This is a genomic window from Microvirga arvi, from assembly GCF_016892765.1.
GTDB lineage: Bacteria > Pseudomonadota > Alphaproteobacteria > Rhizobiales > Beijerinckiaceae > Microvirga > Microvirga arvi.
In genome coordinates this window covers 21068-34849 of the sequence record NZ_JAFEMD010000016.1, presented here as the reverse complement: position 1 = coordinate 34849, position 13782 = coordinate 21068, and the positions used below count along the sequence as shown (strand labels likewise).

Sequence of the window (13782 nt, the reverse complement as noted above, 5' to 3'; positions counted from 1 at the left end):
GGGCTCAACGATAGTTTTAGCCTGGCACTGATCCTAGTCCGAATACACTGGCCACGATTGATCTGGGCCAAAATGCCCCAGTTATTAGTACTTTACTAACTACATGATTCTATTACATCTTTGGTATGGATGCGACATACAATCTAAACGGCGGTTTCAAGCCAACCATCAAGCGTTTCGCTGACTTGGATGGTCCTTCTCGAGCCCGCCTATCACTGGTCGGCGCGGGGCATCAACGACCGGCGCATGGCGCTGTGGTGCGCCTATGTGCTCACCACCCCCGCCGGCACGATCTACCACATCGGCGACACAGGCTTCGGGGAAGGCAAGATCTTCCACGCCGTGCGCGAGCGCTTCGGCAAGCCCCGCCTCGCGCACCTGCCCATCGGCGCCTATGAACCGCGCTGGTTCATGAAGCCGCAGCACATGAACCCGGAGGATGCGGTGAAAGTGCTGCGCATCGTCGAGGCCGAGCAGGCGCTGGGCCACCATTGGGGCACGTTCCGGCTCACCGACGAGGGGATTGAGGAGCCGCCGCAGGACCTCGCCGCCGTGCTCCAGGCGGCGGAAATTCCGCCGGAACGGTTCAGGGCATTGCGGCCTGGCGAGGTATATGATGCGGCAGCCTGAAGCTGAGCCCTCCCTCAGTCACTCTCAAAGGATATTGACTGGAAGATTGATACAGCGAGTTTTCTTGCTCTTTTTCAATGATCGGGACTGAAACTCGAACACCACTTCCCGTTCGATAACAGCAACTGTATCGGACTTGATGTTCTCGCCGTATTTTTTGCAGGTTCCAGGAAGATTGCCTTCCGTTTCCCAATAGGAAATCTCCTCATCCGAGATCGATTGACCACGCTCATTAAAGAAATGACCGTTCAGAATGCGTTCTCGCGTCCTCAAATCGTAGACGTCGAGGAATCGACCAGGTCCAGGCCCATCTTCCAGAATAAGGAAATGCAATTTCAGATCTCGGAGTGAATACCGCGTGGAAGCGTCATTCAATTCGAAGTCGCCATCCTTGACCTCATAGAGACAAGCGAAGGTCTGATCAGGATGCGATTTTGAGCGAACGATGTGGCGTGGAGAGCCGTCACGCGTAGTCTGCTCGATGATGAAATACTTTTCGTTAGCGTGGCATTCCGTCTTCTGGATCCATAACGTCTCGGGGAGGGCCGATGTGGAAGCAAAGGTCTCCACGCCGATCCAGAGACCGAGGCTCGTCAGGCGCATGATGCCGTGCGACGCACGTGACATTCACATTCACTCCTTGGGCTGAACGTAGATGTTCACCTCGAAATCGGTGTCCTGCGAATCCGTGAAGTCGCTCACGTATTCCTCGATGAAAGCGTCCTTGGCCACGATCTCCTTGATGTCGAGATAGGCCGTGATCGTCTCGTAGGTGCCGTCGATCTCGTCGTAGGCGTCCTTGTGCACGAAGCGGAAGGACTTGCCCTCCGGCGTCTTGCCGAACTTGACGGCGGGCGTGAGCTCCGTCTTGCCCTCGGGCACCTGGGCGATCGGCACCATCGCCTCGTACTTGAAGCCGTTGTCGTCGGTGTCGACGAAGATCGTGAGCGGCCGACCCGCCGGCGCGATCCCGACTTTCTTCATCTCGGCCTCGATGGTGGCGAAGGCATTCTTCAGGTTGTCGAAAGCCTCGTCCCAGGTGCTGATGCCGGCGAGCACCACCGTGGGCTTCGACACGAGCACGCCCTCCTCCACACCGCTCGGGTCGCTCGGAGTGGGGAAGAGGGTCGTGCGGCCGGCCTGCTGCGCGGGTGCGGGGCTCGCGGGCGACGGCGTGGGGGCTGGCTGCGCGGTCGTGGGGGCCTGGGAGGGGGCCTCGGCCGGAGCAGGGTTTGGCGTGGTCTGCGCCTGCGGTGCCGGCTGGGGAGTGGCAGGTGCCGGTGCTGGAGCGGGGGACGCCGGTGGGCTCGCCGCCGGAGGCGTCTGCGCCAGGACGACGCTGGAGCCAAGGGCCATGACCAGAACTAGATGAGAAGAGCGCAGCCGCATGAGAAAAACGCCTAACCCGCGAATCAAGAAAGGATACCTTGCTGCACCATAAGAGGCTTTCCGTACAGCGGCGAGAGCGGCCTCAAGCCGCTGTGGAGGACAGATGGCAGCAGGCGCTCGAGACCCCTCTCGCGATTTCCGGCTTTTTCAGCCATATACGGGCGTATGAGTGCCCTTTCGAACAGCCGCTTCCTGAAAATGAACGGTCTCGGCAACGAGATCACCGTGCTTGACCTGCGCGGCTCACCCCATCGCGTGAGCGCGGCGGAGGCCCGCGCCATCGCGGCCGATCCGCGCTCGCACTTCGATCAGCTGATGGTGCTGCACGATCCCGTCACGCCGGGCACCGATGCCTTCATGCTCATCTACAACACGGACGGATCGGAAGCCGGCGCCTGCGGCAACGGCACCCGCTGCGTCGCCTGGGCGATGGCGGCCGACCCGATCATGAGCCGCCCCCTGGAGGGCGACCTCGTCCTCGAGACCAAGGCTGGGCTCCTGCCCGTGGAACGCGTCTCGGACCGGATCTTCACCGTCGACATGGGCCCGCCGCGCTTAGGGTGGAACGAGATCCCCCTGCGCGATCCCTATCCGGACACCCGCACCATCGCCCTCGACACGAAGCTGCCCGAGGCTCCCGAGCTTCAAGGGCCCTCGGCCGTGAGCATGGGCAACCCGCATATCATCTTCTGGGTCGAGGACGCGCTGGCCTATGACCTCGCCGCCATCGGTCCCGTTCTCGAGCACGATCCGGCCCTGCCGGAGCGCGCCAACATCTCGTTCGCTCAGGTTCAAAACCCCGAGCATATCATCCTGCGTGTCTGGGAGCGTGGAGCCGGGGCGACACGCGCCTGCGGCTCCGCCGCCTGCGCGACGCTCGTGGCCGCCGCGCGCAAGGGCTTCACCGGCCGCAGGGCCGTGGTGGCGCTGCCCGGAGGCGACCTCATCATCGAATGGCGCGAGAGCGACGACCACGTGCTCATGACCGGCCCGACCGAGCTGGAGCACGAGGGCATTCTCTCGCCGGCCCTCTTCGCGGCGGTGGCCTGATGAGCGTCGAAGTCGTCACCTTCGGCTGCCGGCTCAACACCTATGAGTCGGAGGCCATCCAGCGCCACGCGGAAGACGCGGGACTTGGCGAGGTGGTGATCGTCAACACCTGTGCCGTGACGGGCGAAGCGACGCGCCAGGCGCGCCAGTCGATCCGCAAGCTCGCCCGCGAGAAGCCGGATGCCCGCATCATCGTGACGGGCTGCGCGGCGCAAGTGGAGCCCGCGGCCTTCGCCGCCATGCCGGAAGTCTCTCAGGTCGTCGGCAACCACGAGAAGATGAAGGCCGAAACCTGGGCCGGCATGCGTGATTTCGGCGTCGGCGCATCGGAAAAGGTTCTGGTCAACGACATCATGGCGGTGAAGGAAACCGCCGTGCACCTCATCGACGGCATGCGCGGGCGCACCCGCGCCTTCGTGCAGGTGCAGAACGGCTGCGACCACCGCTGCACCTTCTGCATCATCCCTTATGGTCGCGGCAATTCCCGTTCGGTGCCCATGGGCGCAGTGGTCAGCCAAGTGCGGACCCTCGTGGAGCACGGCTCCCGCGAGGTGGTGCTCACCGGCGTCGACATCACCAGCTACGGCAAGGATCTGCCCGGCGAGCCGAAGCTCGGCACCCTGGTGAAAGGCCTCCTGCGCCACGTGCCGGAACTCGAGCGGCTGCGCATCTCGTCCATCGATTCGGTGGAGGCGGACGACGACCTCCTCGACGTGATCGCCAACGAGTCCCGCCTGATGCCGCATCTGCATCTCTCCCTGCAGGCCGGCGACGACATGATCCTCAAGCGCATGAAGCGACGTCATCTGCGAAACGACGCCATTGCCTTCTGCGAGCAGGTGAAAAGCTTGCGCCCCGACATGGTCTTCGGCGCAGACATTATCGCGGGCTTCCCGACCGAGACTGAGGAGATGTTCTCACGCTCCCTCGCCATCGTCGAGGAATGCAGCCTCACCCATCTCCACGTCTTCCCTTTCTCGCCGCGCCCCGGCACCCCGGCCGCCCGCATGCCGCAGGTCGCCCGCGACGTGGTGAAGGACCGCGCCCGCCGCCTGCGCGAGAACGGCGAGGCCGCGTTGCTGAAGCATCTCTCGGCAGAGGTCGGCGCCCGCCGCAATGTGCTGATCGAGTCGAACCAGCTCGGCCGCACGGAAGGATTTACGTTGGTGCGCTTCGCACAGGCGGTGACGCCGGGCACCATCGTGCCGACCACCATCGCCGGGCACGACGGCAAGGAATTGCTGGCGGCATGACGAGCCGGATCCCGGACGGAGCGCAGCGGAGATCCGGGATCGCGATCCGATAAAGCTCCCTGTCATCACCGGCCTTGTGCGGGTGATCTCGATCAGAGAAGCGCGGCGTTTTTCACATCAGGATGGCCGGGACAAGCCTGGCCATGACGGGAAGGTGTCGCATCGCCCTGCTCATTCCTCCTTGGAGATGGAATACGTGCTCTAGTCTGCTGCCGATCCCGGATCGGCTGCGCCGTCCGGGATGACGCCGCATGCAGCGATTCGCTCGCGCATATGCGCGGGCAGAGGTGCCTCCACGAGGATTGGCGGCTTCTTGGGATAGAGCGGCATGGTGACGCTGCGCGCATGGAGGTGCAGGCCCGGACCGTTGAACCGCGGTGCGGTGCCGTAAATGGGATCGCCCAAGATCGGAAAGCCCGAGGCTGCGCAATGGACGCGCAGCTGGTGGGTACGGCCGGTGATCGGGCGCAGTTCGAGGAAGGTAAAGCTCTTTTCATCCTCCCCTTGAGGGGGAGGGTCGGAGCGCGTAAGCGCTCCGGGGCGGGGTGGAAGCACCGACATAGATTGTGTTTCCACCCCCTCCCGCACCTGCTGTGCGACTTCCCCCCTCGAGGGGGAGGTGTGGCTCCGCCCCAGCACCCGCCACCGGGTCAGCGAGGGCTGGCCCTTCGGGTCCACCTTCATCCACCAGCCGCGCTCGGGCGATTTCGGCGCAAGCGGAAGATCGATCTCGCCTTCGTCGGCCTGAGGCCCGCCCTCGACCACGGCCCAGTAGACCTTGTCGACCTCGTTTTTCCGAAACAGCTCGTTGAGGCGGGCGATGGCCTTCGGATGGCGGCCCAGCACGAGGCAGCCCGACGTGTCCTTGTCGAGGCGGTGAGCCGCCTCCGGGCGGCGCGGCAAACCGAAGCGCAGGGCGTCGAGGTGATGAAACAGGGTCTCGCCGCCCTTGGGGCCCGGATGCACGGGCAGACCGGCAGGCTTGTCGATCACGAGCATCAGGGCATCACGATACAGCAATCGGGACACTATCTCTTCCGCATTCATGATGCCTCGGCTAGAGCATCGGACCCAAAAGTGGAACCCACTTTTGGGACTCATCCGATGCTTACGCTTAATGTTGGCGCATCGTTGGGTGCGGACCCGGAGGGCCGCGTCAGCGAAAACCGGTTCCCACTTTTCCGCACGATGCGCTATCGAGGCGCACAAGTTTATGCAAGCACGAGATTTCGAGAAGCGAGAGCCATGGCCGATACGAAGCCCGACAAGCCCGGATTCCTCTCCCGTCTGTTCGGGCGCAAGGCTGACGCACCCCAGGCTCCCTCACCCGCGCCGGAAACGCCGCAGGCCGGCGGCACGCCGGAGGCGATGCCCTCCCCGCCCACCACCGGAGCGGACGACCTCGCGGCCGCTCCCCCGACCGTAACCACCGCCTCCCCCGACACGCCGGAGGAGAACAAGATTCCGGCGGAACTGGCCGGCGCCGATCTTCAGCCCATCGAGGGCCTCGATCCGGAGAGCAGCAATCCGCAGGAGCCGCTGCCGCGCATCGTCACCGAGCAGGGCCCCGAGCTGCGTCCGGACATCACCGTCGCGGACTTGGCCTCTCCTGAGCTCGCTCCCGCCGAGATCACTCCCGAAGCCCAGCCCGCCCCGGCTCGCGGCTGGTGGCAGCGTCTCACCGAGGGCATGCGCCGCACCTCCTCGTCCCTGTCCGACAGCGTCACCGGCCTCTTCACCAAGCGCAGGCTCGATGCGGCGACCCTCGAGGAGCTGGAGGATGCCCTCGTCCAGGCGGATCTCGGCGTGCCCACCGCCATGCGGATCACCGAGGCGATCTCCGCCGGCCGCTACAACAAGGAGATCTCGCCCCAGGAGGTGAAGACCATCCTGGCCGGCGAGGTGGAGAAGACGCTTCAGCCCGTGGCGCAGCCGCTCATCGTCGACCGGTCGCAGAAACCCTTCGTCATTCTGATGATCGGCGTGAACGGGGCGGGCAAGACCACCACCATCGGCAAGCTTGCCCAAAAGTTCCGGCAGCAGGGTTTGAAGGTGATGCTCGCCGCCGGCGATACGTTCCGCGCGGCCGCCATCGAGCAGCTGAAGGTGTGGGGCGAGCGCGTCGGAGCGCCGGTGCTCGCCCGCGCGCAGGGCGCCGATGCGGCAGGCCTCGCCTTTGATGCGCTCCACGAAGCGAAGGCCAACGGCTCGGACGTGCTGCTCATCGACACGGCCGGTCGCCTGCAGAACAAGGCCGGGCTGATGGCCGAGCTCGAAAAGATCGTGCGCGTGGTCAAGAAGTTCGACCCCAGCGCCCCCCATGCCACGCTCCTCGTGCTCGACGCCACCGTGGGCCAGAACGCCATCAGCCAGGTCGAGCTGTTTCAGAAGGCGGCGGGCGTGACGGGCCTCGTGATGACCAAGCTCGACGGCACGGCGCGGGGCGGCATCCTGGTGGCGCTCGCGGAAAAATTCCGCCTGCCGGTGCATTTCATCGGCGTCGGCGAGGGGGTGGAGGACCTGGAGCCTTTCACCGCACGGGATTTCGCAAAAGCCATTGCCGGGCTTGAGCATCGGACCTAAAAGTGGAATGCACTTTTAGGATCGATCCGATGCTCACCTCCTTAGCTGGCGCATCGTTTGAGCGGAAAACCGGGTCCACTTTTCCGCACGATGCGCTAGAAGCAACCTCATGACCGACGAAAAACGCCTCCCTCCCCTGCTCAAGCTCGCCCTCGAACTCGGGCCGCTCGCCCTGTTCTTTCTCGGCAATGCCTATGGCGACCGTTTCGGCTTCGCGGAAAACCAGCGCATCTTCGCCGCCACGGGAATCTTCATCGTGGCGACCGTGATCGCGCTCGGCATCAGCTACGGGCTCATCCGCAAGCTGCCGATCATGCCGGTGGTGTCGGGCATCGTGGTGGTGGTCTTCGGCGGGCTCACCCTCTTTCTCCAGGACGAGACCTTCATCAAGCTCAAGCCCACCATCGTGAACACCTTGTTCGGGCTCGTGCTGCTGGGTGGCCTCTATTTCCGCAAGCCCCTGCTCCAGATCGTCCTCGACAGCATGTTCGAGCTCACCGATGAGGGCTGGCGCAAGCTGACCCTGCGCTGGGCCCTGTTCTTCTTCGCGCTGGCGGCGATCAACGAGATCGTCTGGCGCACGCAGACCACGGATTTCTGGGTCAGCTTCAAGGTCTTCGGCATCATGCCGCTGACCATCGCCTTCGCCCTCGCCCAGACGCCGCTGCTGCTGAAGCACGAGACCAAGAAGGCGGAAGACGCGGCTGGGACCTGAGCTTAGAGATATTATTTCTCTATGAGATCAGGGCGGTGTTGCTCGATGCCGCGCAGGATTTCTTGTCGGCCTATCCCATGAATGAAGAGCGAAATATTGATCGAAGCAGCCTGGCCGCGGATTTGGGCTGTGCCCCTATGAAAAGTGACGTCCTTCATCTCAGCCCATGAGATGGACTTCTTTCGTCCGGAGCTTTTCTCGTATTCAATACCAGCAGGGCTGATGGAAATAACGCTTGGGTTGGCGAATAATTTCCGGATGAAACGGACACCCATCGCAGCAAAGATCGAGCCCATAGCAGCGAAGAAGAGTATGCGAAACTCCATCGGAGCTGAGGCTAGAAGTTTCGCCGAAGCTCTGGATAATTTCCGTGGATCTGGAGGCGTCCCGAAGAATTCGTCCCAGACGAGATAACAGCATACAACGCTGAACAATATCAGGAAAAGAGAAATGAGTGTGGTCGAGAAAGCGTCTTGTTTGTACTTTCGAACAAGGCTTTTATCTGTCGATTCTTGTCGCTCTTGATCGGACTTCATTTGAGATCGCTTTGTTCTACTGTAGGTCCGTCAAATTGCCCATCACGTGATGATTTGTAAATACATTACGCTCCGCTAACAGGTGATCAAAGCAGCTTTGGCCTCATCAGCACCATCCTGCGCGTGACCCCCGGCAGCGGATCGCATTCGACCTCCGTCCAGAGATCCTCCTCGCCCGCCGCCACAACCGTTTCCTGCGAGGCCAGGAGCTCGCAATCCACGGCCTTCGTCGCCTGCTCGATGCGGGATCCGATATTGACGGTCTCGCCGACGACGGTGAATTCGAGGCGGCTCTCGTCGCCCACCACGCCGCAGAACACGTCGCCCGTATGGATGCCGATGCCGAGCCGCACCGGCGGGTTGAAGCCGCGCTTGACGTTCCAGCGCTCGATGAGGGTGAGCAGGGTGCGGCCGCAGGCGAGCGCGCGCCTGGCATCGCCCTCCTGAGCACCCGGCACCCCGAACAGGATGAGCGCCCCGTCGCCGGTGAACTTGTCGATGACGCCGCCGTGCCGGGAGGCCGCCCGCAGCACCCGTCGGCGGAAGGAGGTGATGAAGATGGCGAGCTGCGCCGGCTCCATGGTCTCGCCGAACGTGGTCGAGGCGCGGATGTCCACGAACATCACCGTCACCGGAATGCGCCGTCCCTGGCGTAGGGACGCAAAGGCCTGGTCCGTGAGGATGGGCGCGAGCTCGCGCGGCAGGTAGCGGGTGAGGTTGGCGCGCAGCGTGGTCTCCCGCACGGCTCGCTCCAGCATCAGCCGCCCCTGGCGCGCCACGAGGATCAGGATCAGGGCGGCGGCGAAGACCATGACGATGCGAACCGCGTTCGCCTGCGTCGAGAACAGTCCCTGGAGGGCGGCGAGATCCTCCTGGCGCTCCGCAGCGGTCAGGAAACCGCTGCCGAAGGTGAGAAGCGACAGGCCGGCCACGTAGATGGCGGCCACGAAGGCTTGAAGGCGGGGCTGGTAGTGAATCGCCGCCGCCGCCATGGTGATCGGAACCACCCAGGCGACGGGAAAGGCGGCGAAGAGACTGCCGGGAATGCCGAGGCCCCAATGGCTGTAGGCGAGATTGCCGAGGACGAGCAAGGCATCGAGGATGGCCGTGACAACCGGCAGCCTCTCGATGCCGACGCGTTTCGAGGCAAGCCAGGCGCCGACCCATCCCAGCGCCCCGAACAGGACGAGGGTGAGCTCCGCGGCCCGGATCTGCTTGCGCGCTACGGGGTTGTCGAGCTCGATCCCAGCCGTGGTGACGACGACGGCCAGCAGCAGAAGCCCTGCCGTGACCATGCGGGCCATCCCCGCCCGCTGCAGGGCGCTGGTATCCGCCTCGCGAATCAGCCGATGGGTGGCGTCGCTCAGGGCGGGTGTCGTCCTCAAGGCATTGACGAAGCCCACGGCGGCGCGGATGCGGGATCGAGGGGTCACGGGCTTCCTTTTGCTTCCCAAGGGGTTGATGCGTTATGTCACTGGACTGCCCCAGCGCCTATTACCGATCCGTTACGCCAGCATGAAGAGCCGTTTAACCTTGGCAGCATCGCCGCATCTCACAGGAATATATGGTCCATGAGCGAGACCAGCCAAGCGATCACCATCTATGTGGATGCGGATGCCTGCCCGGTGAAGCCGGAGATCTATCGGGTGGCCGAACGCCACCGGGTGAAGGTCTTCGTGGTGTCGAATGCCTTCCTTCAGGTGCCGCAGAGCCCATTGATCGAGCGCGTGGTGGTGAACGCAGGGTTCGATGCGGCCGATGATTGGATCGCCGAACGCGCCCGGCGCGGCGCCATCGTGATTACCGCCGACATTCCGCTGGCTCACCGCTGCGTCACGGCCGGTGCCGACGTGATCGGCCCCACGGGAAAGCCATTCACGCAGGCCTCCATCGGCATGGCGCTTGCGACCCGCAATCTCATGGAGGACCTGCGCGCCATGGGCGATGTGACCGGCGGCCCGAAGCCGTTTTCGGCCAAGGACCGTTCGGCCTTCCTTTCGGCGCTGGATGTCGCGATCAACCGGCTCAAGCGCGCGGGATTTGGCGCAGCTTCTCCTTGAACGCCCCAAAATTCTCCGGCGTCAGCGGGCCGATATGCTTGTGGCGGATGGTGCCGTCGGGGCCGACGATGAAGGTTTCCGGCACGCCGTAGACGCCCCAGTCGATTGAGGCGCGGCCGTTGGGATCGACGCCGACGGCGGCATAGGGGTTGCCCAGCGCCCCGAGGAAGCGGCGGGCGTTGTCCGGGTTGTCGCGCTGATTGATGCCGACCACGCGGATCGACTGGTCCTTGGCGAGGTCGACGAGGAGCGGGTGCTCCTGGCGGCAGGGGCCGCACCAGGACCCCCACACATTCACCACCGTGACGCGGCCCTTCAGGTCCTCGTTGGAGAAGCCGGGCACCGGCTTGCCGGCGGCTGTGAGACCCTCAAGCGGCGCGAGGCTGAAGACGGGAACAGGCTTGTTGATGAGCACCGAGGGCACCTCGGCCGGGTTGCGGCCTGAGATCAGCTGCATGCCGAACAGCACCACGAGACCGAGAAAGACCAGCCCTGGCAGGACGAAGATCAGGCGGGAACGGGGACGCTCAGTTGCCTCAGCCACGGCGGGACCTCCGGCCGATGCCGCGGGATTCGAGATCGGCGAGCGCGCGCCGCTGGATCCGGTGATCGACCACGGCGCGCAGGATCAGGCCCGCGATCACCAAGGCGGTCACGATGTAGGAAAAGGCGATGAAGAAGCCGTGCGACATCGGTTTCAGGCAGCCTGTGCGTCGAGACGCTCGGCCTCAAGGATGGTGAGCGTGCGCACGCGCCGGCGCAGGATCTCGGTGCGCATGCCGGCAAGATGGAGTGCTACGCCCATCAGGGTGAAGGCGACCGCCATGATCAGCAGCGGCACGAGCATGGAGGGATGAATCGTCGGCCCGTCGATGCGGAAGACGGAGGCCGGCTGGTGCAGGGTATTCCACCAGTCGACCGAAAACTTCACGATCGGCACGTTCACCGCGCCCACGAGGGTGAGGATCGACACGGCACGCGCGGCGCGGTTCGGCTCTTCGATGGCGCGCCAGAGCGCGAGGATGCCGAGATAGATCAGCAGCATCACCAGCATGGAGGTGAGTCTGGCATCCCATTGCCAGTACGTGCCCCACATGGGCTTGCCCCAGAGCGAGCCAGTGACGAGGCAGATCAGCGTGAAGGCCGCACCGATGGGAGCGGCTGCCTTCTGCGACACGTCCGCCAGCGGATGGCGCCAGACCAGGGTGCCGAGTGCTGAAGCAGCCATGGTCATGTAGAAGAACAGGGACAGCCAGGCCGCCGGCACGTGGAGATACATGATCTTGACCGTCTCGCCCTGCTGGTAATCGGCGGGCGCGGCGAACCAGACCATGTAGAGTCCGACGGCCATCAGGATCGCAGCCAGTCCCCCCACCCACGGCAGAAGCGTGCCGCTGAGGCTCATGAAGCGGGTCGGATTGGCAAGCTCTCGGATCATGCGATCGATGTAGCGGTCTTGGAGTGTGCCTGCAACGTGGAGATCGCCGCAAGCCGAATAACGTTTTTGCCAGGGATATGGCTTGTAAGCGTTCCGGACGTGATTGGGCATTCCGGAAATGTGCGTAGCACTCCCCTCCCCCTTGCGTGGAGGGGCAGGGGTGGAGCGACCGGGTGAGATCTCTCCGTCATGGCCGGGCCTGTCCCGGCCATCCCGATCGGAAGAATGCGACGCTCAAGACAATCGGGATCACCGGCACAAGGCCGGTGATGACGGGGTAGCAAGCATGGCCTGTCCTCATCAAGCACAGCGTTCTGACTTTGCGACCCCCACCCTCGATCCCTCCCCCTTGCGGGAAGGGAGGAAGCGCTTGCCCTTCATTCGCCACCCCGGAGAGCCTATAGTCCACGCATCTCTGTTGCGGAGCGATCATGCGCCTCGGATTGTCCAGCCTTTTCGGCCTCATCTTCCTCGCGCTTCCGGCTTCGGCGCAGGACATCACCTTGCGCCTGCCGGTCGCCTGCGAGATCGGGCGCGGCTGCTTCATCCAGCATTACGTCGACCGCGATCCCTCGCCGGCTGCGAGCGACTACCAGTGCGGCACGCTGACCTATGAGGGCCACGACGGCACCGACATCCGGGTGCCGACCATGGCGGCCCAGAAGGCGGGCGTCGACGTGGTGGCGGCTGCCGACGGGACGGTGCTGCGCACCCGCGACGGGGTGGAGGACATCGCCCTCACCGGGCGCGGCCGGCAGAGCGTCGCCAACACCGAATGCGGCAACGGCGCCGTCGTCGATCACGGCAACGGCTGGGAGGCGCAGTACTGCCACATGGCGAAGGGAAGCCTCGCCGTGAAGTCGGGCGATACCCTGAAGGCCGGCGACCGGATCGGGCGGATCGGTCTTTCGGGCATGACCGAGTTCCCGCACCTGCACTTCACCCTGCGCAAGGACGGCAAGCCGATCGATCCCTTCGCTTACGGCGCGCCGGAAAAATCCTGCGGCGGCGGCAAGTCCCTCTGGGAGGCCTCCCTCCAGCGGGCGCTCGCCTATCAGGGGGGCAGCGTGCTCAACAAGGGTTTCGCGAGCGGTCCCGTGACGATGGAGGCCATCGAATCGGGCGCAGCCGAGCAGGAGATACCGACGACCCGGTCCCCTGCCCTGGTGGCCTTCGTGCGCGCCATCGGCCTCAAAGGCGGCGACGTGCAGACGCTCACCCTGTTCGACCCCGATGGCAAGCCGGTGGCTCAGAACAAGGCCTCACCGCTCGACCGCGACAAGGCGCAATGGATGGCGTTTTCCGGGATCAAGCAGCCTGAAGGAGGCTTCCGCCCCGGCCTCTATCGGGCGATCTACCGGGTCGAGCGGAGCGGCAAGCCCGCCATCGAGCAGGCCTTCGGCATCAGCTTGAGGCCGTGACGCCCTCGTGCGCCGCGCGGCTGTCGGCGGGAGCCTCGTCGCGCTCGTTGAGACCGTAATCCCGGATCACGCTTGCGACCCTGAGGCGGTAATCGCGGAAAACGCCGGCGCGGCCCGCCCCTTGGGTGGTGCGATGGGAGGGCAGGTTGCGCCAGGCCCGCACCGCCTCCTCGTCGCGCCAGAACGACAGCGACAGAAGCTTGCCAGGCTCGGTCAGGCTCTGGAAGCGCTCGACGGAGATGAAGCCGTCCATCGTCATGAGGTCGGAGCGCAAAGCCGCGGCGAGGCCGAGATAATCCCGCTTGCCCCCATCCCCATCCGGCCAGACTTCGAAGATCACCGCGATCATGGCTTAATCAGCTCCGCATGAGGGGCAGAGGCGAGGCGCAGGAAGATGCGGTCCTCCCGGCGAATGAACTGCTCCCGCTTGGCGAATTCGTAATTGGCGCGGCCTTGCGGGTCGTTGCGCAAACGCTCGCGATAAGCCTCGTACTCGGCAAGATTCTGGATGTTGTACACGCCGTAAGCCACCGTGCTGGAGCCCTCGTGGGGAGCATAATAGCCGATCAGATCCGCGCCGCAGCGGGGAATCGCCTGACCCCAGTTGCGGGCGTATTCGGTGAAGGCTTCGACCTTGAAGGGGTCGATTTCATAGCGAATGAAGCAGGTGATCATCGATAAGCATCCTGTTGAGTGGAGCATCGGAT

Annotated in this window: 16 protein-coding genes and 1 pseudogene; 7 read left to right on the top strand and 10 right to left on the bottom strand. The window is 64.2% G+C overall.

Annotated features, from left to right (window positions below; all coding sequences use genetic code 11):
• Positions 1-198: 198 nt before the first annotated feature.
• Positions 199-630 (top strand): annotated as a pseudogene (locus ILT44_RS11960) (MBL fold metallo-hydrolase); the annotation flags it as partial.
• Positions 631-654: 24 nt separating this feature from the next.
• Here ILT44_RS11960 and ILT44_RS11955 read toward each other — a convergent pair.
• Both ILT44_RS11955 and ILT44_RS11950 read right to left on the bottom strand, forming a co-directional pair.
• On the bottom strand, positions 655-1257 hold the full coding sequence (locus tag ILT44_RS11955) for a hypothetical protein (protein WP_204239808.1): 603 nt from the start codon (positions 1255-1257) through the stop codon (positions 655-657).
• A gap of 6 nt (positions 1258-1263) precedes the next feature.
• Positions 1264-2019, bottom strand: coding sequence for a GyrI-like domain-containing protein (locus ILT44_RS11950; RefSeq protein WP_204239807.1), 756 nt, complete (start codon positions 2017-2019; stop codon positions 1264-1266).
• A 165-nt stretch (positions 2020-2184) separates the two neighbouring features.
• Between ILT44_RS11950 and dapF the strand changes: the two genes are divergently transcribed.
• Both dapF and mtaB read left to right on the top strand, forming a co-directional pair.
• Positions 2185-3069: a diaminopimelate epimerase gene (gene dapF, locus ILT44_RS11945; protein WP_204239806.1), complete on the top strand. Its 885-nt coding sequence runs from the start codon at positions 2185-2187 to the stop codon at positions 3067-3069.
• On the top strand, positions 3069-4322 hold the full coding sequence (mtaB, locus tag ILT44_RS11940) for a tRNA (N(6)-L-threonylcarbamoyladenosine(37)-C(2))-methylthiotransferase MtaB (protein ID WP_204239805.1): 1254 nt from the start codon (positions 3069-3071) through the stop codon (positions 4320-4322). The genes dapF and mtaB overlap by 1 nt, the downstream gene beginning before the upstream one ends.
• 201 nt (positions 4323-4523) lie before the next feature.
• Here mtaB and ILT44_RS11935 read toward each other — a convergent pair whose 3' ends face one another.
• Positions 4524-5369, bottom strand: a complete 846-nt coding sequence (locus ILT44_RS11935; RefSeq protein WP_239468139.1) for an RluA family pseudouridine synthase — start codon at positions 5367-5369, stop codon at positions 4524-4526.
• Positions 5370-5567: 198 nt separating this feature from the next.
• Here ILT44_RS11935 and ftsY point away from each other — a divergent pair, with 198 nt between their 5' ends.
• A complete protein-coding gene (gene ftsY, locus ILT44_RS11930) occupies positions 5568-6905 on the top strand; it encodes a signal recognition particle-docking protein FtsY (protein ID WP_204239803.1) in 1338 nt (445 codons plus the stop codon).
• A 109-nt stretch (positions 6906-7014) separates the two neighbouring features.
• Positions 7015-7620: a septation protein A gene (locus tag ILT44_RS11925; RefSeq protein ID WP_204239802.1), complete on the top strand. Its 606-nt coding sequence runs from the start codon at positions 7015-7017 to the stop codon at positions 7618-7620.
• A gap of 11 nt (positions 7621-7631) precedes the next feature.
• Here ILT44_RS11925 and ILT44_RS11920 read toward each other — a convergent pair whose 3' ends face one another.
• Positions 7632-8156: a hypothetical protein gene (locus ILT44_RS11920; protein ID WP_204239801.1), complete on the bottom strand. Its 525-nt coding sequence runs from the start codon at positions 8154-8156 to the stop codon at positions 7632-7634.
• Positions 8157-8242: 86 nt separating this feature from the next.
• A complete protein-coding gene (locus ILT44_RS31705; RefSeq protein WP_204239800.1) occupies positions 8243-9589 on the bottom strand; it encodes an adenylate/guanylate cyclase domain-containing protein in 1347 nt (448 codons plus the stop codon).
• Positions 9590-9727: 138 nt separating this feature from the next.
• On the opposite strand from ILT44_RS31705, the gene ILT44_RS11910 reads away from it, so the two are divergent.
• The gene (locus ILT44_RS11910) at positions 9728-10216 is read left to right on the top strand and encodes a YaiI/YqxD family protein (protein WP_204239799.1); all 489 of its coding nucleotides are present in this window, start codon (positions 9728-9730) and stop codon (positions 10214-10216) included.
• On the opposite strand, the gene ILT44_RS11905 is transcribed toward ILT44_RS11910, so the two are convergent.
• The 3 genes from ILT44_RS11905 to ILT44_RS11895 are packed head-to-tail and all read right to left on the bottom strand — an operon-like array spanning position 10182 to position 11654.
• Positions 10182-10760, bottom strand: coding sequence for a DsbE family thiol:disulfide interchange protein (locus tag ILT44_RS11905; protein WP_204239798.1), 579 nt, complete (start codon positions 10758-10760; stop codon positions 10182-10184). The two genes, ILT44_RS11910 and ILT44_RS11905, sit on opposite strands and share 35 nt — an antisense overlap.
• The gene (gene ccmD, locus ILT44_RS11900; RefSeq protein ID WP_204239797.1) at positions 10753-10908 is read right to left on the bottom strand and encodes a heme exporter protein CcmD; all 156 of its coding nucleotides are present in this window, start codon (positions 10906-10908) and stop codon (positions 10753-10755) included. The genes ILT44_RS11905 and ccmD overlap by 8 nt, the downstream gene beginning before the upstream one ends.
• 5 nt (positions 10909-10913) lie before the next feature.
• Entirely contained in the window at positions 10914-11654 is a 741-nt protein-coding gene (locus tag ILT44_RS11895; protein WP_204239796.1) for a heme ABC transporter permease, read from the bottom strand.
• 431 nt (positions 11655-12085) lie between these two features.
• On the opposite strand from ILT44_RS11895, the gene ILT44_RS11890 reads away from it, so the two are divergent.
• Positions 12086-13075 (top strand): M23 family metallopeptidase, encoded by a 990-nt coding sequence (locus tag ILT44_RS11890; protein WP_204239795.1) that lies wholly within the window; start codon positions 12086-12088, stop codon positions 13073-13075.
• Here the strand turns inward: ILT44_RS11890 and ILT44_RS11885 are convergent.
• The gene (locus tag ILT44_RS11885; protein WP_204239794.1) at positions 13059-13424 is read right to left on the bottom strand and encodes an antibiotic biosynthesis monooxygenase family protein; all 366 of its coding nucleotides are present in this window, start codon (positions 13422-13424) and stop codon (positions 13059-13061) included. The two genes, ILT44_RS11890 and ILT44_RS11885, sit on opposite strands and share 17 nt — an antisense overlap.
• Positions 13421-13750 carry an NIPSNAP family protein gene (locus tag ILT44_RS11880; protein WP_204239793.1) on the bottom strand — a complete coding sequence of 110 codons (330 nt, stop codon included), beginning with the start codon at positions 13748-13750 and terminating at the stop codon, positions 13421-13423. The genes ILT44_RS11885 and ILT44_RS11880 overlap by 4 nt, the downstream gene beginning before the upstream one ends.
• Positions 13751-13782 lie beyond the last annotated feature (32 nt).

Excerpts from the sequence above, each read along its gene's own strand:
- ILT44_RS11955 (WP_204239808.1), bottom strand. The coding sequence starts at position 1,257 with ATGTCACGTGCGTCGCACGGCATCATGCGCCTGACGAGCCTCGGTCTC.
- ILT44_RS11950 (WP_204239807.1), bottom strand. The coding sequence starts at position 2,019 with ATGCGGCTGCGCTCTTCTCATCTAGTTCTGGTCATGGCCCTTGGCTCC.
- dapF (WP_204239806.1), top strand. The coding sequence starts at position 2,185 with ATGAGTGCCCTTTCGAACAGCCGCTTCCTGAAAATGAACGGTCTCGGC.
- mtaB (WP_204239805.1), top strand. The coding sequence starts at position 3,069 with ATGAGCGTCGAAGTCGTCACCTTCGGCTGCCGGCTCAACACCTATGAG.
- ILT44_RS11935 (WP_239468139.1), bottom strand. The coding sequence starts at position 5,369 with ATGAATGCGGAAGAGATAGTGTCCCGATTGCTGTATCGTGATGCCCTG.
- ftsY (WP_204239803.1), top strand. The coding sequence starts at position 5,568 with ATGGCCGATACGAAGCCCGACAAGCCCGGATTCCTCTCCCGTCTGTTC.
- ILT44_RS11925 (WP_204239802.1), top strand. The coding sequence starts at position 7,015 with ATGACCGACGAAAAACGCCTCCCTCCCCTGCTCAAGCTCGCCCTCGAA.
- ILT44_RS11920 (WP_204239801.1), bottom strand. The coding sequence starts at position 8,156 with ATGAAGTCCGATCAAGAGCGACAAGAATCGACAGATAAAAGCCTTGTT.
- ILT44_RS11910 (WP_204239799.1), top strand. The coding sequence starts at position 9,728 with ATGAGCGAGACCAGCCAAGCGATCACCATCTATGTGGATGCGGATGCC.
- ccmD (WP_204239797.1), bottom strand. The coding sequence starts at position 10,908 with ATGTCGCACGGCTTCTTCATCGCCTTTTCCTACATCGTGACCGCCTTG.
- ILT44_RS11895 (WP_204239796.1), bottom strand. The coding sequence starts at position 11,654 with ATGATCCGAGAGCTTGCCAATCCGACCCGCTTCATGAGCCTCAGCGGC.
- ILT44_RS11890 (WP_204239795.1), top strand. The coding sequence starts at position 12,086 with ATGCGCCTCGGATTGTCCAGCCTTTTCGGCCTCATCTTCCTCGCGCTT.
- ILT44_RS11885 (WP_204239794.1), bottom strand. The coding sequence starts at position 13,424 with ATGATCGCGGTGATCTTCGAAGTCTGGCCGGATGGGGATGGGGGCAAG.
- ILT44_RS11880 (WP_204239793.1), bottom strand. The coding sequence starts at position 13,750 with ATGATCACCTGCTTCATTCGCTATGAAATCGACCCCTTCAAGGTCGAA.